25 protein-coding genes and 1 tRNA gene are annotated in these 24644 nt (G+C 42.2%); 18 read left to right on the top strand and 8 right to left on the bottom strand.

Annotated features, from left to right (window positions below):
* Position 1: 1 nt before the first annotated feature.
* A complete protein-coding gene (locus IGI86_RS12595) occupies positions 2–394 on the bottom strand; it encodes a VOC family protein (RefSeq protein ID WP_016619764.1) in 393 nt (130 codons plus the stop codon).
* A gap of 170 nt (positions 395–564) precedes the next feature.
* Between IGI86_RS12595 and IGI86_RS12590 the strand changes: the two genes are divergently transcribed.
* Positions 565–1545, top strand: a complete 981-nt coding sequence (locus tag IGI86_RS12590) for an ROK family protein (protein WP_430617333.1) — start codon at positions 565–567, stop codon at positions 1543–1545.
* A gap of 88 nt (positions 1546–1633) precedes the next feature.
* Here IGI86_RS12590 and rnhC read toward each other — a convergent pair whose 3' ends face one another.
* Positions 1634–2560 (bottom strand): ribonuclease HIII, encoded by a 927-nt coding sequence (gene rnhC, locus IGI86_RS12585; protein ID WP_087665034.1) that lies wholly within the window; start codon positions 2558–2560, stop codon positions 1634–1636.
* 216 nt (positions 2561–2776) lie between these two features.
* Here rnhC and zapA point away from each other — a divergent pair, with 216 nt between their 5' ends.
* The 9 genes from zapA (at position 2777) to IGI86_RS12540 (ending at position 12342) form a co-directional block, all read left to right on the top strand.
* Positions 2777–3217 (top strand): cell division protein ZapA, encoded by a 441-nt coding sequence (zapA, locus tag IGI86_RS12580; protein WP_005228634.1) that lies wholly within the window; start codon positions 2777–2779, stop codon positions 3215–3217.
* A gap of 23 nt (positions 3218–3240) precedes the next feature.
* A complete protein-coding gene (locus IGI86_RS12575; protein WP_005228642.1) occupies positions 3241–3795 on the top strand; it encodes a CvpA family protein in 555 nt (184 codons plus the stop codon).
* 78 nt (positions 3796–3873) lie between these two features.
* On the top strand, positions 3874–6237 hold the full coding sequence (locus IGI86_RS12570) for an endonuclease MutS2 (RefSeq protein WP_087665033.1): 2364 nt from the start codon (positions 3874–3876) through the stop codon (positions 6235–6237).
* A 96-nt stretch (positions 6238–6333) separates the two neighbouring features.
* Positions 6334–6648 (top strand): thioredoxin, encoded by a 315-nt coding sequence (trxA, locus tag IGI86_RS12565; protein ID WP_005228645.1) that lies wholly within the window; start codon positions 6334–6336, stop codon positions 6646–6648.
* A 179-nt stretch (positions 6649–6827) separates the two neighbouring features.
* Positions 6828–9062: a L,D-transpeptidase gene (locus IGI86_RS12560; protein WP_430617332.1), complete on the top strand. Its 2235-nt coding sequence runs from the start codon at positions 6828–6830 to the stop codon at positions 9060–9062.
* A gap of 123 nt (positions 9063–9185) precedes the next feature.
* Complete coding sequence (locus IGI86_RS12555; RefSeq protein ID WP_005234324.1) at positions 9186–9512, top strand: PadR family transcriptional regulator; 327 nt, start codon at positions 9186–9188, stop codon at positions 9510–9512.
* Positions 9499–10179: a DUF2812 domain-containing protein gene (locus tag IGI86_RS12550; protein WP_005234326.1), complete on the top strand. Its 681-nt coding sequence runs from the start codon at positions 9499–9501 to the stop codon at positions 10177–10179. Before IGI86_RS12555 ends, IGI86_RS12550 begins: the two co-directional genes overlap by 14 nt.
* A gap of 17 nt (positions 10180–10196) precedes the next feature.
* Positions 10197–11096, top strand: a complete 900-nt coding sequence (locus IGI86_RS12545) for an ABC transporter ATP-binding protein (protein WP_005234329.1) — start codon at positions 10197–10199, stop codon at positions 11094–11096.
* Positions 11089–12342, top strand: a complete 1254-nt coding sequence (locus IGI86_RS12540; RefSeq protein ID WP_008380850.1) for an ABC transporter permease — start codon at positions 11089–11091, stop codon at positions 12340–12342. Before IGI86_RS12545 ends, IGI86_RS12540 begins: the two co-directional genes overlap by 8 nt.
* 72 nt (positions 12343–12414) lie before the next feature.
* Here IGI86_RS12540 and IGI86_RS12535 read toward each other — a convergent pair whose 3' ends face one another.
* Both IGI86_RS12535 and gloA read right to left on the bottom strand, forming a co-directional pair.
* Positions 12415–13128, bottom strand: a complete 714-nt coding sequence (locus IGI86_RS12535) for a gamma-glutamyl-gamma-aminobutyrate hydrolase family protein (protein WP_008380852.1) — start codon at positions 13126–13128, stop codon at positions 12415–12417.
* 76 nt (positions 13129–13204) lie between these two features.
* On the bottom strand, positions 13205–13579 hold the full coding sequence (gloA, locus tag IGI86_RS12530; protein ID WP_005234340.1) for a lactoylglutathione lyase: 375 nt from the start codon (positions 13577–13579) through the stop codon (positions 13205–13207).
* A 147-nt stretch (positions 13580–13726) separates the two neighbouring features.
* Between gloA and IGI86_RS12525 the strand changes: the two genes are divergently transcribed.
* The gene (locus tag IGI86_RS12525; RefSeq protein ID WP_008380853.1) at positions 13727–14170 is read left to right on the top strand and encodes an NUDIX hydrolase; all 444 of its coding nucleotides are present in this window, start codon (positions 13727–13729) and stop codon (positions 14168–14170) included.
* A 42-nt stretch (positions 14171–14212) separates the two neighbouring features.
* Here IGI86_RS12525 and yidA read toward each other — a convergent pair whose 3' ends face one another.
* The 3 genes from yidA to IGI86_RS12510 are packed head-to-tail and all read right to left on the bottom strand — an operon-like array spanning position 14213 to position 17216.
* Positions 14213–15031 (bottom strand): sugar-phosphatase, encoded by an 819-nt coding sequence (gene yidA / locus IGI86_RS12520; protein WP_086332631.1) that lies wholly within the window; start codon positions 15029–15031, stop codon positions 14213–14215.
* 9 nt (positions 15032–15040) lie between these two features.
* Positions 15041–16411: an HD domain-containing protein gene (locus IGI86_RS12515; RefSeq protein WP_061053146.1), complete on the bottom strand. Its 1371-nt coding sequence runs from the start codon at positions 16409–16411 to the stop codon at positions 15041–15043.
* Positions 16395–17216, bottom strand: coding sequence for a lipoate--protein ligase family protein (locus tag IGI86_RS12510; RefSeq protein ID WP_016619756.1), 822 nt, complete (start codon positions 17214–17216; stop codon positions 16395–16397). Before IGI86_RS12510 ends, IGI86_RS12515 begins: the two co-directional genes overlap by 17 nt.
* A 221-nt stretch (positions 17217–17437) precedes the next feature.
* On the opposite strand from IGI86_RS12510, the gene IGI86_RS12505 reads away from it, so the two are divergent.
* Entirely contained in the window at positions 17438–17875 is a 438-nt protein-coding gene (locus IGI86_RS12505) for a DUF1934 domain-containing protein (protein ID WP_005234346.1), read from the top strand.
* Between the two features lie 84 nt (positions 17876–17959).
* Positions 17960–18568 carry a DNA-directed RNA polymerase subunit delta gene (gene rpoE / locus IGI86_RS12500; protein ID WP_005234347.1) on the top strand — a complete coding sequence of 203 codons (609 nt, stop codon included), beginning with the start codon at positions 17960–17962 and terminating at the stop codon, positions 18566–18568.
* Positions 18569–18732: 164 nt separating this feature from the next.
* On the opposite strand, the gene IGI86_RS12495 is transcribed toward rpoE, so the two are convergent.
* Positions 18733–18804: transfer RNA gene (locus tag IGI86_RS12495), tRNA-Arg, on the bottom strand.
* Positions 18805–18855: 51 nt separating this feature from the next.
* On the opposite strand from IGI86_RS12495, the gene rpoN reads away from it, so the two are divergent.
* The 5 genes from rpoN (at position 18856) to tpiA (ending at position 24610) form a co-directional block, all read left to right on the top strand.
* The gene (gene rpoN, locus IGI86_RS12490) at positions 18856–20175 is read left to right on the top strand and encodes an RNA polymerase factor sigma-54 (protein ID WP_176257008.1); all 1320 of its coding nucleotides are present in this window, start codon (positions 18856–18858) and stop codon (positions 20173–20175) included.
* 246 nt (positions 20176–20421) lie between these two features.
* Positions 20422–21459: a sugar-binding transcriptional regulator gene (locus IGI86_RS12485; RefSeq protein WP_005228675.1), complete on the top strand. Its 1038-nt coding sequence runs from the start codon at positions 20422–20424 to the stop codon at positions 21457–21459.
* A gap of 40 nt (positions 21460–21499) precedes the next feature.
* A complete protein-coding gene (gene gap, locus IGI86_RS12480; protein WP_008380858.1) occupies positions 21500–22501 on the top strand; it encodes a type I glyceraldehyde-3-phosphate dehydrogenase in 1002 nt (333 codons plus the stop codon).
* A gap of 99 nt (positions 22502–22600) precedes the next feature.
* Positions 22601–23791 (top strand): phosphoglycerate kinase, encoded by a 1191-nt coding sequence (locus IGI86_RS12475; RefSeq protein WP_005234355.1) that lies wholly within the window; start codon positions 22601–22603, stop codon positions 23789–23791.
* Positions 23792–23854: 63 nt separating this feature from the next.
* Positions 23855–24610: a triose-phosphate isomerase gene (gene tpiA, locus IGI86_RS12470; protein WP_008380860.1), complete on the top strand. Its 756-nt coding sequence runs from the start codon at positions 23855–23857 to the stop codon at positions 24608–24610.
* The last annotated feature ends 34 nt before the right edge of the window (positions 24611–24644 follow it).

The raw sequence follows: 24644 nt of genomic DNA, 5'->3' as shown, positions 1-24644 counted from the left end.
TCTAAGACGGTAAATCGTCGGTGGTTAATTCAATCAAATTGCCTTCGGGGTCTTGGACAACTGCTTCATAATAGCCATCGCCTGTCGTACGAGGACCATTTAAAAGAGGGTAGCCATCTTCAACAAACCGTTGAGCGTATCGATCAACGTCAGCTTGATCACCTACTGCAATCGCAAGGTGAGTGTAGCCTAAGCTCTCACTGACACGAGGGCTTAAAAATTTCTTGGTCGTTAATTCTAACCGACTTCCAGAATCAAAGGTCAAAAAATAGGACTGAAAGCCTGTTTTCGGATTATGGTATTTTGGGTTGCTGACCGCCTGAAAGTAGGTTTCATAAAATGTTCTCATTTTTTCTAAATCATTGACATATAGTGCGATGTGTTCAATTTTCATTATTGACAACTCCTTTAATAAGCAACATGCGTCGTTCTTTCTTCGTTCCTTTTTGAACTTAGTAAACTTTGTTTAATAAGTTGCTTCTATTATACCTTTGTTAACAAAATTAATAAAGGTATATTCCCAGCTTTTTATCTGTTAAAATAGGAGCGTTGAGGGGGAGAAAAATGAAAGCTTATCAGCCAACGACCATTAAATTACATAATCAGGCAGTATTGCTGGATTTGCTAAAACAGCAGCAAGCGCCTATGACCAAGCGCCAACTGGCAGATGCCTCTCAATTAAGCGTGGTAACGATCAACAAGCTGCTTCCTGAATTGATAGAAAAGCAGTTGCTTTTGACGACGGATCAACCGCAACGAACGGGAGGACGTCAAGCTGCGGCTTACCAGTACAATGCGCAACGGACACTGTTGTTGATCATTCAGTTTATCGAAGAAGACCAGCAGATCGTGATTCGTTTTTCAGTCGTCGATCTCGTCGGGAACATTTTGCATCATGAGCAGTCAGCAGAGGGCCGATTGCCGCAGTTCTTGCAAGTGATTCGTCAGATAAAACAGGAATACCCGAAAATCAGCTTGGCAGTCGTGGGAATTCCTGGTGTGGAAATTGCTGGAAGACTGAAGATCATGGATGCTCCAGCATTTAAGGACATGGCGCTAGGGGAATTGATTGAAAAGGAGATCGCGGTAAAAACGCTTATTGAGAATGACGTGAATGCAGCGGTATTCCATTTCAAAGAAGAGAAAAAAATCGTGGCTGGCATTTATTTTCCGAAAAATTATCCGCCAGGTGCGGGACTGGTCATCGACCAACAGCTCTTTAAAGGAGCCAACCATTTAAGTGGCGAAATCAAGCATTTGCCGCATCTTTACAAAGTTTCTTACCCTTTGGCAACAGAGGCGATCCAAGAGCAAGTGACTGCCACTCTTCAAGCGATCGTGGCAGTCACGGACCCGCATCAAGTCATTTTGTTTTTGCCCTCTGAGTGGCAGGCGCTTGTGCCGCGCTCTTTTTTGGAAAAGCAGCTGGCAGCAGTGTTTCATTATGGCGTCTTACCAAAGTTACACTTTTCAGATCGGTTTTCAGAAAACTATTTGGCTGGGTTGATCACGATGGGAATCGAAGCAGCGGGCTTAGGGATTTGATTCGCAGCATTCAACTGGTACTGAGGACAAAAACTGCCACTGCTTCCTTTATCAGAAGCAGTGGCAGTTTTTTTGAAAATACGAGAACTCACAGTTTAGCGAGTTTCTGTGCTTTTTCGGTATTCGCAAAATGCAGTTTGGCATATTTGCCCAATAGTGCTATGCCACCTTGCTGCAGTAATTTTGCGGCAACTTGGTCAGCAGCTGCGTGGGCGCCAGAAGGCAAGCGCAAACCGACTTCTTTAGAGGCTGCATCTAATTCATCCAAAAAGACTGTACGACATAAAATAGAGGCTGCCGCTACTGCTAGATGATATTGTTCACCTTTCGTCGCAAAATAGAGCTTTTCGGTAACCGCTGCTTGTTCCGACTTTAAATAAGTGCGATAATTTTTTTCGCTTGTGAACTGATCGATCAAAATGGCATCTGGTGTCTCAGGAGCAATCTTTTGCAAAAGCAAACGAATGGCTTGATTATGCAAAGCAACTTTCATTCGGACCGTGTTGTATTTTGGTTGGATCTCGTTGTATTTGCTGGGTGTAACAGTGAGCAATTGGTAAGGAACCAATTCTTTGATTTTCGGCGCCATCTTACGGATCTCTGGATCTGTCAGCATTTTTGAGTCCTTGACACCTAAGGCTTTCAGCTGTGGCAATTGCTCTTTTTTGGCATAGACGGCACAGACCACCAAAGGACCGAAATAACTGCCGTTGCCGACCTCGTCACTGCCGACGACGCTTTTTTCGCTAAATCCTGCTGGCAACGCAGTGGTTGAAACAGTCGCTTTTTTCTTATCCGGTACAGCACTTGCCGTATCGCCCCATAAGGAAGCTTCTTTTTCAGCAGTCGCTCCTTGAAACATGACTTTTCCAGACGTATAAGCAGTGATCGTCGTTGGCCCTTTTTTGGCGACAAACACTGTATAAGGAACTTTCTTAGCCAGCAGTTCTCGTTGGTAAAATTGCTGCATCTTTTGGATAGTTGAAGTTGGTACTTTGATAACGATCGTACTCATTTGATTCCTCCTGTTTTTTTGTCTTTTCTTAGGTAGACAAAAGGATACTTTAAGATTTTACCATACTTCTTATTCTTTTTTACTAAGACGATCAGCAAACAAACGATTGGCATGGAAATTCATAAGAAAATCACGTATAATAGTTAAGAGTTTGCGACACATGTTCAATAAGTGATAGAATAGAGCAGAATGTAAGCAATGGGAGGAAATATTCCTATGACGGAGCAAAAGAAACGTTATAAAGCAGTTATCGCGAATCAAAGTTACACGATTATTGGACGCGAAAGCAAAGAACACATGGATATGGTGACAAGATTGGTCAATGACCAACTGCTTGAGATCATGCAATTATCGCCACAAACCGATCAAGAACAAGCGTCGATCTTATTAGCGATCAACGCTGTTTCCGACCAGCTGAAAAAACAAGAACAGCTTTTGGTCCTACAAAAAAAGGTGGACGAGCTGCGAGGACAAGCCATTAAAGCAACGGAGCTTGAGAATCGCATTAAGCGGATCGAAGCGATTGAATCCGAAGCACGGAAAGTTCTCGATGAGACAGGTCGCAGTGATGTGGAGATCCATAATCATGTGGAAGCACAACAGATCTTAAATGAACAAAGGAAACGAAAAATTCAAGAAAAGACAGCCCATGGGTAGTGCGGCGTAGAAAGGATACCTAAATGATTGGATTATTTGTCTTGGTTTTGTTGTTGGCAGCCTTTTACGGCGGCGCACGGCGCGGAACCAGTTTACAATTGGTCTCAGTTTTGGGCTATTTGATCTCTTTTTTCTTTGCAGTTGCAAATTACCAAGAAATTGCGAAGAAAATTGAGCTCTATGTTCCTTATATGTCAGTAACGGCGGACTCAAAGTTAAAATACTACGATATGGAACTGGCTTTAGATTTAGACAAAGCCTATTATGCAGCCATTGCTTTTGTGATGGTGCTCTTTGCTGGATGGCTGATCACAAAACTAGTGGTGATTTTTGCAGACAGTTTGCGTTACAAACGCCTACGTTTTTTAGGTGGTTATGACTGGGCAGTTGCGGGTGTTTTGAATGTTATCTTGATGTATATCAATTTGTACATGTTTTTCATGATTCTCTCAATGATCCCGTTTGCCACGATTCAAAATCTGTTTGAAACGAGCGGAACTGCGAATTTCATCGTTGATCGGTCGCCGATTCTCTCAGATTACTTCTATCGATTGTGGATCACAGATGTGATTGGGTAAAAAGCAGGCAGATGGTTGCAGAGCCATTCTGCCTTTTTCTTAGGAACAAAAAGTTAAAACAAAGCAGGTGAGAAAAGAATGAATACTAAGATCCTTGATGTTTTAGGATTTGAACAAGTAAAGAGTCAAATCGGTCAGTATATTGTAACAGCCCAAGGAAAAGAAGCCTTAGCAAAGCTTGCGCCATCAAGTGATGCGCAAGTCATTTCCTCTTGGCTAGCAGAAACAGAAGACGCGATCAAGATCCAACGTTTAAGAGGCGGAATCCCTGTACCAAAGATTGAGAATATTCGTCCCCAAATGAAACGGATCGAAATTGGCGCCGATTTAAACGGCATTGAGTTGGCACAAGTTGCCCGTGTCTTATCAACTACGCAGGAATTGAAACGCTTTTTTGCTGATTTGTCTGAAAGCGAGATTGAATTTTCCCGCTTGTATCACTGGGAAGAACAGTTGGTGTCTTTGCCAACCTTGAATCGACGCTTGAAAGAAGCTATCGATGAGGATGGCCGAGTCACAGATGATGCCTCTCCAGCACTACGTGGAATTCGCCAATCGATCCGACGAGCAGAACGGACGATTCGCGAGACATTGGATGGCATCGTCCGAGGTGGCAATGCAAAGTATCTAAGTGATACGATCGTAACCATGCGAAATGAGCGTTATGTGATTCCAGTCAAACAAGAGTACCGAGGTGTTTTCGGCGGGGTAGTCCACGACCAAAGTTCCTCTGGTCAAACCTTGTTTATCGAACCGAAACAAGTAGTGGAACAAAATAACCGTTTGCGCCAGCATCAAATTGCGGAACGGGATGAAATTACACGTATTCTAGCAGAATTGTCAGCAGAGTTAGCCCCATATCAGAGAGAGATTCTCCATAATGCGTATGTGATCGGGATCATGGATTTCATGAATGCCAAGGCTCGTTTTGGAAAAGAGATGAAGGCAATCGTACCAGCGATCAATCAAGACAACCATGTCTTTTTTAAGCAAGCACGTCATCCATTGATCGATCAAGAAAAAGTCGTTCCTAACGATATTACGATTGGAAAAGACTATCAAGCCGTTGTCATTACTGGGCCGAATACCGGTGGGAAAACCATCACCTTAAAAACATTAGGGCTATTGCAGATCATGGGCCAAGCTGGTTTACCAATTCTGGCAGAAGAAGAAAGCCAAATGGGTGTCTTCAATGAGATTTTTGCGGACATTGGGGATGAACAATCCATTGAGCAAAGTCTATCGACCTTTTCTTCTCATATGACAACGATCGTTGAAGTGTTGAAAAAAGTCGACGAGACAAGCTTAGTTCTCTTTGATGAATTAGGCGCAGGAACCGATCCTCAAGAAGGGGCGGCACTAGCGATTGCGATTTTGGACGAACTTGGGGCTAAGTCGGCTTATGTCATGGCGACGACCCATTATCCTGAATTGAAGGTTTATGGCTATAACCGATCCAATACGATCAATGCCTCTATGGAATTTGATGTTGATACCTTAAGTCCGACCTATCGCTTGTTGATCGGGGTTCCAGGACGAAGCAATGCGTTTGAGATTTCGAAAAGACTTGGCTTGCCAGATACGATCATTGATCAAGCCAAAGAGATCATGGATGGAGAAAGCCAAGACCTGAATGAAATGATCGCTGATTTAGAAAATCGAAGAAAAATGACGGAAACCGAGTATCTTGAAGTCCGTCATCATGTAAAAGAAGCGGCCCGCTTGCACCAAGAGCTAGAAGCAGCCTATAGTTATTTCTTTGAAGAACGTGAAAAAGAATTGGCGAAAGCTCGGCAAAAAGCCAATCAGATCGTTGAAGAAGCCAAAGAAGAATCTGAAAAAATCATTGCCGATATTCGTAAAATGCAGTTAGCCGGCGGTCAAACGAAGGTCAAAGAACACGAGCTGATCGACGCGCGCACCAAGTTATCAGGACTGCAACAAGAAGAACATCTGCAAAAAAACAAGGTTCTGCAAAAAGCCAAAGCAGCCAAGACGCTGAAAGAAGGAGACGAAGTGCTTGTAACATCTTATGGGCAGCGCGGGGTCTTATTGAAAAAAGCAGGCAAAAATCAATGGCAAGTCCAAATCGGTATTTTGAAAATGAATTTGCCAGAAACAGATCTCCAACAAGCAGCGCCAGTGAAGGAGCCTACACAGCGTATCGTCAATACGATTCGTTCTGCTGACAGCAGTCCAGTGGTCAATCAGTTGGATTTACGCGGTAAGCGGTACGAAGAAGCCCTCAATGAAGTGGATCAGTATTTAGATGCAGCGATTTTGGCAGGCTATCCGCAAGTGACGATCGTCCACGGAAAAGGAACCGGCGCATTGCGTCAAGGGATCACTGACTACCTAAAAAATCATCGCTCGGTGAAAAGTTTTGAATTTGCGCCAGCAAATCAAGGGGGCAATGGGGCGACCATTGTGAAGTTTAACTAACCTTTAAGAACCCTTACCTTTTGTAAGCAGACGATTTTAAAAAACTTCCGATACGTGGTATACTTTTTTTAGTTTTAAAAATGGAGGGGAAGTACGATGGCAAAAGAAATTACTGATAAAACTTTTTCAGAAGAAACCGATAAAGGCTTAGTCCTTATTGATTTTTGGGCAACTTGGTGTGGTCCATGTCGGATGCAAGCGCCGATCTTGGAACAATTAGCGAATGAATATGAGGAAGACGAATTGAAGATCGTGAAAATGGATGTGGATGAAAATCCTGAAACACCAGCTTCATTCGGGATCATGTCTATTCCAACTTTGTTGTTGAAAAAAGACGGCCAAGTCGTTGATAAAGCAATTGGGGTGCATACAAAAGATCAATTGAAAGCTTTAGTTGCGGAACATATGTAATAGAAGAAACGTTTTTGAAGCAATAGCCGAAAGTGGCTATTGCTTTTTTTATTTTGGGGACGTTTTTTTCAAATTTTCTATTAGGCAGTGGTATACTTAAAGTGGGGAGTGGCACTAAAAAATATCTTGTTAATATAGTAAGAAAGTGATACCAAAATAGGATTAAAGGGGGAATAAAAATGAAAAAGTTGAAACGTGGGTTGCTTCAAGGCGTTGCGATTGTTGGGGTACTGGTCGCACCCATCGTAGGAACGATCACACAAGTTTATGCAGCAAATGAAGGGGATCCGACAGCAGCGTCTGTCGCTGCGCAAGAGACGACGTCAGAAAGTTTTTCAGAAGCGAGCGCAGCATCATCTCAAGAGGCAAGTACAGAGAGTACAGAGTCAAGCACGGCAACTGAGTCTTCATCAACGTCTACCTCTTCATCAGAAACAACGTCAAGTACTAGCACGGCTGCGACTGAGACCAGTCAGACCGAGACCACACAAGATTCATCTACTCAATCGACGGAAGAATCTTCTGAAGAACCAGACCTAGGGATCATTGATGTTGAATCAATTGCAGATAAAAATCAATATGTAAAAATCAATCCGGTTGCAGCAGCCAATCCTGAAACGCAAAACATCCTTTACCGTTTTGAGAAGGATCAATTGATCGAGCAAGGAACGATCAATGAATTAGCTGGCAAGGTATACCGTAGTGTCAAACGGTATCAAGGTGCCGATAAGCGGACCTATCTTGAAATTCGTGACGATCAAAAGGTTGTCGGTGTCGTAGCAGAAGCAGCAGTGAAAGTTGCCAGCGGAACCTTCAAAACCGAGAAAAAATATGCAACCGTTACAAGTGCGAAAGAACCGCTTTGGCAAGATGTGTTTTTAGATAAAAAAACGAGCACCTCTTCAAGCATTAATGGTCAAACCTTTGAAATCAAAGAAGTATTCACGACGAATAATAACGTAGTCTATTACGCATTGTATTCAAATAAAAATGTTCTCATCGGTTGGATAAAAGCCGCCGGTGTTAAGTTAGCGACAACTCCTGGTGGTGCATGGCAGTCTGAATCAAAATATGCCACGATCATCAGCGGGAATTATACGCTATGGCAAAATTTTAATTGGACAGCGAAGAAAGGAACGACAGCCGCTTTAAATGGCAAAACAGTCAAAGTTACTGGTAAATATCGTCACTTGAATGGGTCGACGTACTATTCCCTTTATACAAATAACAATAAATGGCTAGGCTATATCAATGCCTCGGGTGTTAAGTTAACGACGGATGCACAAGGTGCCTATCAATCCTACGGAAAATATGTGACATTGACCAAGAAAAATTACACGATTTGGGGCAATTTTCGCTGGTCGAGTAAGAAAAATACTACAACGAAATTAGCGGGAAAAACCTATCTTGCAAAAGGAAGATATAACCATGTCAATGGCGGTGTCTACTTGTCCCTTTATGATGCTAACGGAAAATGGATCGGCTACTTAAATGCCGATGCAGCAACGGTTGCCAACAATCAAGGCGGTACTTGGCAAAGTGAAAAACGCACAGTCCGCCTAAAAAGTAAGAATTATACCTTATGGCAAGATTTAGCTTTTGCGAAGAAAAAAGGCAGCAGCGCTGATTATATGAACAAGAATATTCAAGTTACTGGGAAATATCAACATTTCAACGGCTCCCCCTACTATTCACTTTATCTCAATAACAAGTGGCTGGGTTACATCAATGCAAGTGGGGTGACTAATGCCCATACGATCACCTCTCAAAGCAACATTAGCCGCTACGTGGTCGTCAAGAATGGGGATGGCAATTTCTTTGAAAAAGCTGATCCTAATAGTACGAAACTTGGGAAAAAGAGTGCCTACAAAGGGTATATGGCACAAGCGACCAAACTAGCAAAAACGAGTGATGGCAACTACCTGTATCTCGTTTCGCCAGCCGGTCGAATCGGTTGGGTCAAGGAAAATCAAACCACAAATGTAAATAGTAACTTTTGGATGTATACTACTGGAGGAAAATATCCTTCATTAAACGTTCAAAACTTAAATATTGAAGTATCCATCAGCAAACAGCGGGTTTATATCAAATCAGGGAATAAAGTGATTTATACGATGCTTTGCTCGACCGGTGCCTTCAATACACCAACACCTTTAGGGAATTTTCGCATCCAAGCAGAAAAAGGCTTAGCTTTTTCAGGAGCCGCCTACTACCGTTCCTTTAAAGACCATGGGGTCTATTTATTCCATACGATCCCAACGAGTATCGCTTGGTCCACCAATGCTTTTAGTTCCGTTGAAGGACGAAAATTAGGCACTCGGGCTTCTCATGGCTGTATTCGATTAGCAGTGCCGGATGCCAAATGGTTTTACTATAACATGCCTTATAATACGCCTGTCAAAATTGCTAATTAATGATCAAAAGTCGTTTCCGTCAACGGAGACGGCTTTTATTTTCCCCAAAAAAAAGATTGACGCTGGCTATATCATTCGATAATATATCATTAAGTGATATAGTTAGTGGGATGGAGGAATCAAATGGATGAGGCATTGACAGATTCAACCTATTTGATTTTATTAGCGCTTTTAAAGCCAAAACATGGGTATGTCATTATGAAACAAATCCATGAGCTAAGCCAAGGAACATTTGAGATTGGCCCCGCGACGATGTATACGATTTTGAAAAAGCTGACGAAAAAGGGGTGGATCGATTTAGAAGAAAGCGTCGATCGAAAAAAAATCTATCAGATTACACCAGAAGGAAGACAGGTTCTGGAGAAAGATATTCAGCGACGCAAACTATTTTATCAAATCGGAGAACAGGTCTTCGAAGCGTTAGGAGGGGAACAAGATGGGCATCAATAAGAAATATCTTCTTTCTCTTGGAGTCGCCTATTATCCGGAAAAGGAAATGGTTCGTTTACAAAAACAAGCGTCAATGGGCTGGCATTTTGTGAAGATGAATCGGTTAGGGTTTTTGAAGTTTATCAAAGGAAAATCGGAAACGACCAAATATGCAGTGGACTTTTTCGAAGGAGATCCTTCTGAGATCGTTGATTACCTAGCGATGTATCAAGCTGGGGGCTGGACCTATATCAGCAATTATAAAGATCGGTATTTTTATTTTAAAGCATCTCCGGATACACCAGCGATTTTCAGCGATCAAGAAAGCTATCAAGAACGAATCGATAATGAGACGCGCTATTTGATGAAAAAATCGATTCTGTTTTCAGTGGTCAGTTTAGCAATTTTAGCAGTGATTTATTTTTCCATTCGTTATTTCAATATTCGTACAAATCCCTTTTGGTCCTTTGGGCTAGGATTGATTACTGGGCTAGTATTTATTCCGATAGGGGTAGGATTGACCACGATTTTGATGAAATTTTTATACAAAAATCGAGCAAGTTATTACAATGAACCAGAGAAACTGGCGAAACGCCAACGGGTGATCCGCGACTCTATCATCTTGATGGTTGCAGGAGCAATCGTTGGTGCCATTATCGGTTTTTTCTTTAGTGACATATTTTATTAGACAGGGAAGGTGAGCATGTGTTAGAAGCAAAACAGCTAGTAAAAACATTTGGGGATTATACAGCAGTCGATCAATTGTCTTTTACCATCAATGATGGTCAGATTATGGGATTAATTGGTCAAAACGGAGCAGGAAAAACGACGACATTCCGATTGATCTTGGATTTTTTGAAAGCCGATCAAGGAGAAGTATTATGGGATGGTCACAAAATTAGTGAAAAAGAATACAATCTTATTGGCTATCTGCCAGAAGAACGCGGCTTGTATCCAAAAGTCACGATTGAAGATCAATTGATCTACTTCGCGCGTTTACGTGGCAAAAAGAAAGAAGACATCGTACCCAAAATCGACTATTGGATGGACAAGTTTAAAGTCAAAGGCAAGAAAACTGATAAAGTCAAATCTTTATCAAAAGGAAATCAGCAAAAAGTTCAGCTAATTTCAACGTTGATCCATGAACCAAAATTAGTGATTCTAGATGAACCGTTTAGTGGCTTAGACCCAGTCAACGCGGAACTGTTGAAAAACGGGATCATTGAACTGAAAAAAAATGGCTCTTGTGTCATCTTCTCCAGTCATAATATGGATAACGTAGAAAAAATCTGTGACCACTTGATTATGCTAAGGGATGGTCAAACTGTCTTAAACGGAAAGGTCCATGAAATTCGTGAATCCTTTGGACGAACGAAAGTTTATTTGGAGTCTAATTTGACGAAAGAACAGCTTTTGGCAGTGGCAGGTGTTGAGGAAGTCATTGCCAGAGAAGACGGCAGCTATGATATTACGATCGCTGATCCTGCAGTAGGAAAAACCTTATTTGATTTAGCGACGGCGGATGGTTATATCCCTATGTTCAATCAACAACCACCAACGTTAGAAGAAATCTTTAAGCGGAAGGCAGGAAAAACAAATGAATAAGTTTTGGGTAATCGCATTAGATGTTTATAAGAAAAATATCAAATCAATTTCGTTTTTGATTATGATATTGGTTCCATTCATTGCAATGGGCGGATTTTATCTGATTAGTTACTTTGCCGATGGTATGAGCAGTGTGGATAAAATTGTCGTTTATGCGAATGAACCAGCCATTGCGCAGACCTTTGTGGAGCAAAGTAGCGATGATTATGAATTTGAAGTTGTGGAAAGCGAAGAACAAGGACAACAACAGTTGGCTGACAAAGATGCTGATGCCTTGTTAGTTATTACTGCTTCAGGGGATACGCTGCAAGGGGAATTATTAAGCGAGTCCTCAATGGGGCAAGCTTTAGAGCTGACGATCCAACAATTATTGACGGGCTTGCAGTCATCCTTTCGAGCTAGCGAGCTTGGTTTGACTGCTGAGCAAGTGGCAGTTCTTAGTGAAGTTGCACCGCTTGACCGGCAAAAAGTTTCCTTCAGTGAAGGTGGCGAAATGACCTATGGAGAAGATAATACCGCGATGCAAGCAGCAGTTAGTACCATCGCAACAATCGTTCTCTTTTTCTTTATCATCACTTACGCACAAATCATTGCGCAAGAAATTGCTTCTGAAAAAGGAACGCGCATTATGGAAGTCATTTTGTCTAGTACCCGGGCGCAAACCCATTACTACGCCAAATTAACTGGGGTGATCATGGTTGCAGCGACCCAGCTAGTTGCGTATGTTGCGATTTTTGGCGGGAGTTATTTCTGGATCAAGGACAACTCCATGGTAAAAGACTTATTGGCAAGTTTTTCATCAGATGGCATTTTTGGTCCTTTCCTCGTGTTTGCGATCGTTTTCGTCTTCTTAGGAATCTTGATCTATTCTGTCTTGTCAGCCCTTTGCGGGTCGTTAGTGAACAAAGCAGAAGATACGGCGAAAGCCATTATTCCAGTGACGTATCTTTCGTTGGGCGGGTATATGCTAGGAATCGTACTAGGCGGTATGGATCCGCATAACGTTGTTTTACGAGTAACTTCTTATATCCCATTCTTGTCCTCTTATATTATGCCAGTACGGCTTGCTAATGATACAGTGGGGATTGGCGGAGCGTTGATTTCAGTAGGGATCCTTGCTGTTACCACGATCGTCCTGATGCTGGTTTCTGCAAAAATGTACAAATCAAATGTCTTGATCTATAACGACAATGGCATCTTGGCAACGTTGAAACAATCACTGGTGTTAATGAAAAATGAGAAATAAACAAAACGCCCGATCCTTTTTGTGATCGGGCGTTTTTTACTGGCTAGCATCTAGAAAAAAAGGTGCAGGCCTTTAGAATTCCTGCACAAAAAAGTCGAAGATCGATTGCTCAGAAGGCAGCTTGTGAGCGGCTAGCTCAGGATGCCACTGAATGCCTAAGATCGGTGCGCCATAGGCGGTGGATTCAATGGCTTCAACAACACCATCAGGAGCGGTGGCGGTCACATTGAAATCATCTGCAACTGTTTTGACTGCTTGGTGATGAAAAGAATTGACTTGATAGGTTGTGCCTAAAAGAGCAGCCAAACGACTGTCTGCCTTGATTTCCACCCGATGTGTAGGGAATTGAAAGAACGTTGGTAATTGCACGTGTTTGATCGTTGGGTGATCGATCAAAGAGAGATCTTGGTACAAACTCCCACCAAATGCGACATTTAGTAACTGCATGCCGCGGCAGATTCCAAAGATGGGTTTGTTTTGAGCCACTGCTTCTTTGATCAATGCCAATTCAAAGACATCACGATCAGGATGAATGCCTTGAATCAAAGGATGAGGATCTTCGCCATAATGATCAGGGGAGACATCATGACCACCGGCTAACAAGAGTTTATCGATTTTGCTGATGTAAGTCGCAGCATCTTCCACGACACCCATTGGTAATATTAGGGGAATGCCTTGGGCTTGTTGGATATGGGTGACAAAATTTTTGGGTGTATAGGACAACCAATGTTCTGCTTCTTCAATCATTGGCCGTTCATTAGCAGCGATGCCGATAATGGGTTTCATTTGATCAAACCTTTCTATAAGTAAATGGAACGAAAAGAAAAAAGGACACGAGGTCCTTTTTTCGAGCATCTTCGCTTTATTTTTCGCGAATAACTTCGATTTTATAACCATCAGGATCTTTCACAAAATAGTAAGATGGAGAAGTCCCTGGTAGTCCTTTCAAGTCAGTGACGTCAAATCCGGCAGCTTGGTGCTTCTCATGAAGCGCTTCTAGATCATCGGTACTGATGGCGATGTGGCCATAGCCGTCGCCTAACTCATAGCCAGGATGGTCATAGTTATATGTCAACTCTAGCTCGTAGTCATCTCCAGGCAATGTTAAGTAAACCAAAGTAAATTGATGTTCAGGAAAATCACGACGGCGAGATTCTTCAAAACCAAAGGCAGTTTGATAAAAATCTAGAGAAGCCGTTAAGTCTTTGACGCGGACACAAGTGTGAGCCATTTTCATGGGTAAATCATCCTTTCGATCTTGATAGTTGTATGATAACATATTTTCTCATTTTATAACGAATAAAAGACAACAGAGCGTTATTTCCAGCTTGTCCAGACTATTGGCATAGGGTAAAATGGAAAGAAAGTGTTGGTGGAGGGAATCATGCCAGAAAAGGAAATTGTGTTCGGGGAAAAAGAAGCGGGGAAACCATACAAATCAAGATATGGCGCGTATGTCGTTCTTCCAAATGAAAAAAATGAAGTGATCTTGGTACAAGCACCCAATGGCGCCTATTTTTTACCAGGCGGTGAAATTGAACCAAATGAGACCAAAGAAGAAGCGATCCAGCGAGAATTAATAGAAGAACTTGGATTTGAAGGGGAGATCGCTGCCTATTTAGGGGAGGCAGTTGAATACTTCTATTCACGCCATCGCGATACATTTTACCATCATCCCGGCTATTTCTATTTAATGACCAAATGGAAAAAAGTCTGTGAACCGACAGAAGAAAACAATCAGTTGTCATGGCATACGCCAGAAGAAGCGATTCAGCGATTGAAACGCGGCAGCCATAAATGGGCAGTTGAACAATGGTTGGCAAAATAAAAAAGGCAGGCTTCCGATAAAAAGGAAACCTGCCTTTTACACTTAGTTATTTGCTAAAACATACTTGTTGATTACTTCTGCCACACCATCTTCTTCGTTTGATGCAGTTAGGACATCTGCGGCATTTTTCACGTTTTCAGTGGCATTGGCCATCGCCACACCGATACCAGCGTATTCCACCATGGTTAAATCATTTTCGTTATCGCCGATCGCCATGACTTCTTCTTGTTTGATGCCTAAGTGCTCCGCCAATTTTTTGACAGCAGCCCCTTTATGGGCTTGTTTATTTAGAACTTCCAAGAAGTAAGGAGCACTTTTGACCACATTGTAATTGTGCGTCAAACTGCTCGGCAATTGTGGGATGATCTGATTAAGTATTTCGGGATCATCGATCATCATCATTTTGATGATATTCAAGTCAGCAGTCATTTCTTCTGGTGTCCGATATTTCAATGGCATGTTGACTAAGAAGGCTTCATAAATCGTATAAGGACTGATATCGCGGTTAGCGGTATACATGGTATCTTCGGTTTCTACATGAAGATGAACCCCTAATTTTCTCGCAGTCATCTCAACAAAGAGATAGTCATCTTGGGACAAGCCGAATTCAGAGATGATCTCTTGGTTTTTGGTTTTTTGAACCAAAGAGCCATTATAAGTAATAACGAAATCATTGTCCGTAAATAAGTCTAGTTCCTTTAATAAATCTTGGACACCAGTTAAAGGGCGTCCCGTACACAAAACGATGCGTACACCTTGCTTTTCAGCGTCTTTCAATGCCTTGTAAACGGCTGGGGTGATCTTGCGGTCGTTGTTCAACAGGGTACCATCGATATCGATGGCGATCAATTTGATACTCATAAGTTCCTCCTAGTGGCTTGGTTTGATCAAAGCACCATTGCGAATGTGCTTGGCAAACTCTTGATACGTCTCTCCAAATAAATCATAGTGATTTTGGATGTTGGGGTCAATCATTTCTTTTGGAAAATAAAAGCGTTGGTCACCTTGGGTTTGTCCCGCTAAAGCTGCAACTAGCTGACTGGCTTGGGATAATTCCACAAGGGAACCATCTTTTTCCTGTAATTCGATTTGTGTCCGATGTTTGCCTGAAGTCGGCCGATAAAAATCATAAGGCAGATCGAAGCTTGAATTGATGGCAGTATAATAGCGGGGATTGAAGCCGACTTTTTCCACCAGTCCCTGCATTTCTTCAATCATCGGCAACTGCATCTCATCGTCAAAGCGGGCGGATTTCAACGGTTTACGATTTAAGAACCGCTTGGCCAAATCGCTGAGGATCGGATCATTTTCTTCCGTCCATTGGGTAAAGTAGGTATTCAGAACGCCATCGTCGAGTTTCAAGTATTCATCTAAGGTGAATTCTTGTTTTAAAAATGGGAGAAGCAGCTGCGAATGGCCTTGAAACAATTCTGAATCCACTTGATACAGTTCTGCAGCTCGATCCAGCAAATGGGCTAAGATCACTTCCATCCCTCGAGAACTCGCATGGAAATAAACTTGCACATACATCTGGTAACGACTGACGATGTAGTCCTCCACAGCGTGCATGCCATTCATAGAAAAAGCAATACCGCCTTCGTACGGACGAATCACTCGTAAAATTCGGGTCAGATCAAACGTGCCGTATTCAGTGCCGGTAAAATAAGCATCGCGCAGCAAGTAGTCCATCCGATCAGCATCGATTTGACTAGAAATCATTTGAACGACTTGAGGATTTGGATAAGTTTTAGTGATAACACTTGCGACTTTCTCAGGAAATCCAGCTTCCACTCGGTTCAATATCTGATGAACTTCCGTTTCAGGAGAAGTAATGATCGCCACTGTGATGGCTTCATGGTCTGTATGGAAAATGTGCTCAAAGGTGTGGGAGTATGGTCCGTGGCCCACATCATGAAGCAATGCTGCACACAAGGTCACTAAACGCTCTTTATCATCCCAGCCGTTTGGTCCGACTTTTTCAAGGGAATAATTGCGTTGGAAAATATCGCAAATGCGACGGCTGATTTCATAAACGCCCAAGGAGTGAGAAAAGCGGCTATGTTCTGCTCCGTGAAAGGTAAAGGAAGCAGTTCCCAGCTGTTTGATGCGCCGCAAACGCTGCACTTCTTTGGAATTGATCAAATCTAAAATCACTTGGTGCTGTACATGGACATAGTTATGAACAGGATCACGAAATACTTTTTCTATCGCTAAGGTTTGATATTTATATGGTAGGCTCATCGCTAAACTCCTTTATTGGTTGGTTTCGCTTTTCCATGCCAGCTAAGCGTTGCTGCATTTGTTCGCTAAGGTTATTTTCTGTCAGCCATTGATCCAGTGATTCAAGCGGATATAGGGATTGGTCTGTGATCAAGGAAAGCAGGGCTTTTTGCAAGCGGTCAGTCACCTCGTGTGTGGTAAACTTACGGCCGAGGGCCGCTTCTAAAGTGGTCATGCTCGCAGGATTGACGGCTGGATAGCCATCTGTACCAAAGCGCTCTTTCAAACCTGCTTGGTAAAAACGACGAACGAGAGAGCCGCGGGCTGGTTGGTCGCCGTTGACACTCAGATACATCATGACAGCCACGCCGTCTTTGATTCGTCGTTGTGCTGTACCAGCAATTTTTTTCCCATCAATACTCAGGTCATAGGTGCCTGGGCAATACGAGTCAGCAATTTCATAAGCCAAAATTGTCCGCTCAGGAAAGGCGGTTTGCAGCAATGTCGCCATCATTTCATAGGCTGCATCTGTGGTGGCAGCCAAATGTTTAGGGAAGATGAGGGAGACGTTCAAAATACCGGCATCATTAATTACGCCAAGCCCCCCTGAGTTGCGGATGATCGAGGCATAGCCAGCTTCTTTCAAAACCTGCAGACCATCTGTCAAAAAAGGCAGCCGGGTATCTTTCATGCCTAAAATCATCGTATCGGACAACTGCCAAAAATGACAATAAACTTGTTCCTGTTTGCCAGCAACTTCGGTGGCAACATCGGTGAAGGCAAACGGCTCATAAGGATTGTGGATACGTGGTAAGGTTTGATCCATTACATAGATAGTCAAATCGGTTAAACTCCTTTAAAATACCTGTTATCCTTATTATATACGATTCTTGGAAAATTACTTGGAGAAAAGAATGAAAACTTGCTATTGTTTTCGTTTTTTATTTTCAATGAAGAAATAGACTAAGGAGAATCAACTGAAATGATTGACAAACGAATGAAAAAAAGCAAGAATGAAACTGAAATCTTCAAAGGAGGCACACGTACATGCAAGAATTATCAAAAGGAATCCCAATCTCGATTCATTTAACAACCAATGTACGTCAAGCAGGGGAAACAGAGAACTTTCTGTTTGATCTGCAAGGACAAGCGGTCAAGATCGGTGATACCTTATATCTCCGTTACAAAGAGATCCAGCCAGACGGCACCGACATTCCCGTTACGATGAAAATTATGCCAGACGGATTGATTCAATTGATTCGCTCAGGGGAAATGCGCATGCGCTTGAAATTTTCTTATAAGGAACGTTTAGAGACGAGTTATCAAACCCCGTATGGCTTGATGATGTTCCACACCTTCACCAATCACTTGCACGTTAGCTTGAAAGACCGTCCATACTCGGGAAAGATCGATATCGATTATGACTTGTTCATGGCTGCTGACAAAGTCGGCGAATACAAACTGTCTTTAGAATTTACCGCTTAATCAAAGGGAAATTGAAAGAAAAAATTGCAATTTGAGACGTAATTTTGTATGATTAGGAGTAGACTGTGAAAGGACGTGTCCCGTTTGGAAATTAATGTATTTGAAGGTGTAAATAAAAACGAATTGTCGATGATTGAAGTTGCCCATGCGATTTTAGAGCAGCGCGGTGACGTGATGGATTTTTCTGATTTGGTCAACCAAATTCAAAACTATCTTGAAACTTCAGACAGCGAGATTCGTGATTCATTGGCGCAGTTTTATACAGACTTGAATATCGACGGTAGTTTTATTTCTTTAGGCGACAATCGTTGGGGCTTACGTTCATGGTACGCCATTGATTCGATCGATGAAGAAGTCAACCATGGCATCGAAGACGAGGATGAAGATACACCACGTCGTCGCAAACGTAAAAAAGTCAATGCCTTTATCAACGATGATGAAGATGCAATCGATTATAACGATGATGATCCTGAGGATACTGATTTGTCAGATGACGAAGAAGATGATCTCTTTGATGATGATGATGACGAGGATGAAGAAATCTCGGCATACAATTCAGACTTGCAAGAAATCGGCGCCGACAATAGCACCGATGATGAAGAAGAATTACCTGACAGCATTGAGGAAGATCTCACCATTATCGATGACGATGATGAAGATGATTTTGCGGATGAAGAGGAAGAAGAGGAGTAATCCTCTTCTTTTTTTCGCCTTATGGCTGCAAGCAGCTTTTAATCGTTGAAGGACGAGTTCGCCTTCTTACATAGATACAAATAAAAAAGGAACCGCATCAGCGGTCCCTAAGTGCTTTTGAATTATTGATTTGAATCGAGTATACTTGTAACGAAAAGAAAAAACGCGCCTTGAGGGAATCGAACCCCCGTCTCAAGAACCGGAATCTTACGTGATATCCACTACACTAAAGGCGCGAAGCACAAATATTAGTTTAACCAATTTCAGTGAAAAAAACAAGAGGTAGAATGATGAAATTTCAACAGCAATTTTCACAACAACAAAAACAGACGCAAAAGCTTGCTATGACGCAGAAATTACAGCAATCGATCCAAGTGCTGCAATTTTCTGCAGATGAATTATTGTCCTTCATAGATAACCAGGCATTAGAAAATCCGTTGATTGATCTGGGGGAATATGATTCGCCCATCACACCAAGCAAGAGCAGCGGCTCGTCAGAACAAATAATGGATTACTTAAGCCAGATCCCTGATCAGCACACGTCTTTATTCGAACACCTCATTGATCAAGTTCATTTAAATTACCGCGACACCTTTTTGCGGACGATCGTTTTATTTTTAGTCGAGTACATTGATTTAAACGGCTTTTTGACGATTGATTTGGAAGAAGCTGGGAAGCTTGTCGGGGGGACGCCGATCCAAATGCTTGATGCTTTAACCTTGATCCAGCAACTGGATCCGGCAGGAGTCGGTGCTCGTGATCTAAGAGAGTGTTTGATGCTGCAAACGGAAAGAGATGACTATGCGCCGCCAATGGCTTATCTCATTTTAGAAGAATTCTTCACGGAAATGGCAGAGCGCAAGTGGGACAAAATCAGCAAAGCGCTGCAGATTCCATTAACTGAGATTCAAAAGGTCTTTGATTATGTTCAAACATTGACCCCCACACCAGGGGCGGCGTTTGGGTCGACCGATGGGCTTTACATCGTTCCTGACCTGCGAGTGACGGTTGAAAAAGGACAACCGATCGTGAAATCAAACAAACGCGCCTTACCAGAGGTTCGCTTTCAGCAGCAGTACTTTGACCAATTGAAGCAAAGCGGTGATCCAGAAGTCTTAAGTTATTTAGACAATAAAGCCCAAGAGTTCGAGTGGTTAAAGAAGACCTTGCTGCAACGAGGGGATACCATCTATCGTGTCGGGGTGCAGATCGTTGCGCGGCAAAAGGAGTTTTTCACTCAACCAGATCGACCATTAAAGCCATTGGTTTTAAGAGAAGTTGCCGAAGAATTAGGAATTCATGAATCAACGGTCAGCCGGGCAGTCAATGGGAAATACTTGGAGACCTCCTTTGGGGTGTTTGAATTAAAACTATTCTTTGGACAGAAAGTTTCGACGCAAGAAAGCGGTGATGACCTGACGACGGCATCGATCAAACAGCAGCTAAAAGCACTGATCAATGAAGAAAATAAAAACAAACCATTGTCAGACCAAAAGTTGACAGATGCCCTCAAAGCCCAAGGCATCGATATTTCTAGACGAACGGTGGCAAAGTATCGTGAAGCCATGAATATCCCTGGTTCTTCCAAGCGGAAACGATTCGAGTAAAGCAAAACTTACTATTAACGATGAGTAGGGAAGGCAGCAAAGCCTTTCCTTTTTTTATCGATCCTTTCCTCTTTTTCAAATTATGACGATTTTATGAAAAGCAAGATTTTGTGACTGAAATAGTTGCGTATCAAGGCGATAAGTGCTACTATTATTGGTGTAGGAAACAGATTTAAATTTTTTTTGCAATCGATGGGTCATTTTAAGTCATTGTAGGACGAAAATTGTCCAACGGGAGGATATAAAATGCTCGATGAATTAAAATTGATTGAGGCAATCACCCCGGATATTCTCGCTGTACTCCAGGAACGTTACCGTATCTTAAGAAATATTTATTGGATGCAGCCCGTTGGCCGCCGGACACTTTCGGAAAGTTTATCAATGACGGAACGCGTGTTGAGGACGGAAACAGATATCCTTAAAAAGCTGAAACTGATCGACTCTTCAAAAAGCGGCATGCAATTGACCGCCTACGGAGAAGAAGTGTACACGAAGATTGGTGCACTGATGGATCAGCTGTTCGGAATGCACCAAATCGAGAAACGATTATCAGAGACCTTTGGCATCGAACGTTGTTTGATTGCGAGCGGCGATGGTGATCGACAACCGAAAGTTATTGCTGAATTTGGCCAGTTGCTGAATGAATCGTTGGATCTCTTATTGCCAGAAGGCAAAAACACCATCGCAGTAATGGGAGGGACGACAATGGCGAAAGTTGCCGAGGAATTGGGTAATTTGGAAACCGCCAAACGTCATAACTTGTTTGTTCCAGCCCGTGGTGGTATCGGAGAATCAGTCAACGTGCAAGCAAACTCTGTCAGCTCGGTGATGGCAATGCAGACAAATGGCGATTATCGCTCCTTGTTTGTACCAGAACAATTAAGCATGAACACCTACGAGTTTCTCTTGAAAGAACCCGCCATCGTTGATGTCTTAAACTTGATAAGTCAAGCAAATTGTGTTATTCATAGTATTGGACGGGCGTTGCATATGGCGGCTCGAAGAAAAATGTCAGAACAAGAAATTCTGATGTTGAAACAAAAAAATGCAGTTGCAGAATCCTTTGGGTATTTCTTTAACGAAGCAGGCGAGGTCGTTTACAAAGTTCCTCGAATCGGACTTCAATTAAAAGATTTACAAAAAGTCCCAATCATTTTTGCGGTCGCTGGCGGACAATCAAAAGCCAAAGCGGTCAATGCATACATGAAAAATGCACCAAAACAAACCTGGCTCATCACCGATGAAGCTTGCGCAAATGAGATTTTAAAAGGGGCAACCCTTTAAAATAAATATTTTTATGATTTTCATAAGGAGGAAATCTTAAATGACAGTTAAAGTAGGTATTAATGGATTTGGACGTATCGGACGCTTAGCATTTCGTCGTATCCAAGAAGTAGAAGGAATCGAAGTTGTGGCTATCAATGACTTAACAGACGCTAAAATGTTAGCTCACTTGTTAAAATATGATACAACACAAGGACGTTTCAACGGTACAGTTGAAGTTCACGAAGGTTCATTCAATGTGAACGGAAACGAAATCAAAGTTTTAGCTAACCGCAACCCTGAAGAATTGCCTTGGGGCGAACTAGGTGTTGAAATCGTGTTAGAATGTACTGGATTCTTCACTTCTAAAGCAGCTGCTGAAAAACATTTAACAGCTGGTGCAAAACGTGTAGTTATCTCAGCTCCTGGTGGAAACGATGTTCCAACAATCGTTTACAACACAAACCATGAAACTTTAACAGGTGAAGAAACAGTTATCTCTGGTGCTTCATGTACAACAAACTGTTTAGCTCCTATGGCGAAAACATTGAACGACAAATTTGGTGTGATTGAAGGATTAATGACTACAATCCATGCTTACACAGGTGACCAAATGACTCTAGACGGACCACACCCTAAAGGTGACTTCCGCCGTGCCCGTGCTGCTGCTGCAAACATCGTGCCTAACTCAACTGGTGCTGCTAAAGCGATCGGCTTAGTAATCCCAGAATTGAACGGCAAATTAGATGGTGCTGCTCAACGTGTTCCTGTTGCAACTGGTTCATTAACTGAATTAGTTACTGTTCTTGACAAAGAAGTAACTGTTGATGAAATCAATGCAGCAATGAAAGAAGCTTCAAACGAATCTTACGGTTACAACACAGACGAAATCGTTTCTTCTGATATCGTTGGTATGACTTACGGTTCATTATTTGATGCAACTCAAACAAAAGTTATGACTGTTGGCGACAAACAATTAGTTAAAACTGTTGCTTGGTACGACAATGAAATGTCATACACTGCACAATTAGTACGTACTTTAGAATACTTCGCTAACCTATAAGAGTTGCGAACGACTTTAATTTAAACCATCGCAAGAGAAAGCGGGGAAGCATCGCGCTTCTCCGCTTTTTTTAACAATTATGCTAGGAGGAATCTGTTCATGGCTAAAATGACAGTTCAAGATATCGATTTAAAAGATAAAAAAGTTCTTGTACGTGTGGACTTCAACGTTCCATTGAAAGATGGAGTGATCGGAGATGATACACGGATCAAAGCAGCATTACCAACAATCAATTATGTGATCGAAAACGGCGGAAAAGCAATTCTTTTCTCACACTTAGGTCGTGTGAAAGAAGAAGCAGATAAAGCTGGAAAATCTTTAGCGCCAGTTGCGAAACGTCTTGGCGAATTGTTAGGCAAAGAAGTAACATTCGTTGATGAAACCCGCGGCGAAAAATTAGAAGCAGCGATCAACAACATGCAAGATGGCGATGTCGTTGTTTTTGAAAACACTCGTTTTGAAGACATCGATGGCAAAAAAGAAAGCAAAAACGATCCTGAACTAGGCAAATACTGGGCTTCTTTAGGCGATGTTTTTGTAAATGATGCCTTTGGTACCGCACACCGCGCACACGCTTCAAACGTAGGGATCGCTTCAACAGGTATCCCAACAGTTGCTGGTTTCTTAATGGAAAAAGAAATCAAATTCATCGGGGAAGCAGTCGAAGAACCAAAACGTCCAATGATCGCGATTCTTGGTGGAGCAAAAGTATCTGATAAAATCGGCGTAATCGAAAACTTGATTCCTAAAGCAGACAAAATCTTGATCGGCGGCGGAATGACGTATACGTTCTACAAAGCAAAAGGCATGGAAATCGGTAATTCTCTTGTGGAAGCAGATAAAGTAGAATTAGCAAAAGAATTGATCGAAAAAGCTGGCGATAAATTAGTATTACCAGTTGATTCAATCACTGCTGCTGAATTTTCAAATGATGTCCCAACAGAAGAACATACTGGTGATGTTCCTGAAGGACAAATGGGCTTAGATATCGGACCTGAAACCATCGCTTTGTTTGCTGAAACATTAAAAGGCGCAAAAACAGTCGTTTGGAACGGACCTATGGGTGTGTTTGAAATGTCTAACTTCGCAAACGGTACGATTGGTGTTTGTGAAGCAATTGCCAACCTTGAAGATGCAACAACGATCATCGGTGGCGGTGACTCTGCAGCTGCAGCAGAACAATTAGGGTTTGCTGACAAATTTACCCACATCTCAACAGGTGGCGGTGCCAGCCTTGAATTGCTAGAAGGAAAAACACTTCCTGGCCTAGCTGCGATCAACGATAAATAATCAATGACAAGCCGTGCAAAGAACTTTCTTTGCACGCTTGATAACGAAAAGGAGTGCCAGAACATGCGCAAACCAATTATTGCCGGAAACTGGAAAATGAACAAAACTGCGAAAGAAGCAAAAGAATTTGCTGAAGCAGTCAAAACAAAAATTCCTAGCAACGAGACAGTTGACTCTGTGATCGGTTCGCCAGCTTTATTCTTAGAAACATTAGTGAATGCTGCTGAAGGAACAGAATTAAAAATTGCTGCTCAAAACAGCTACTGGGAAAATGAAGGTGCCTTTACTGGCGAAACTTCACCAGCAGCTTTAGCAGATCTAGGTGTTGACTATGTCATCATTGGTCATTCAGAACGTCGTGAATACTTCCATGAGACAGATGAAGACATCAACAAAAAAGCCAAAGCAATCTTTGCAAACGGCATGATTCCAATCCTATGCTGTGGTGAATCTTTAGAAACCTATGAAGCTGGCAAAACAGCGGAGTGGATCGAAGGACAAATCACTGCTGGCTTAGACGGTTTAACAGACGGTCAAGTAAGTAATCTTGTGATTGCTTACGAACCAATCTGGGCAATCGGTACTGGTAAATCAGCGGATGCAAACATCGCAGACGAAATTTGTGGCGTTGTCCGCAAAACCGTTGAAAAATTATACGGCAAAGAAGTTTCAGATAGCGTGCGTATCCAATACGGCGGTTCTGTAAAACCTGAAAACATTGCTGAATACATGGCAAAAGAAAATGTTGACGGAGCATTAGTTGGCGGCGCAAGCTTGCAAGCTGATTCATTCCTAGCATTATTAGATGCTGTAAAATAATTTCATTTTCATGAAAATAACATTTGCAGAATCG

Source organism: Enterococcus sp. AZ188, assembly GCF_050544075.1.
Classification (GTDB): domain Bacteria; phylum Bacillota; class Bacilli; order Lactobacillales; family Enterococcaceae; genus Enterococcus_D; species Enterococcus_D entomosocium.
This window is presented reverse-complemented; position numbering and strand designations above follow the sequence as displayed.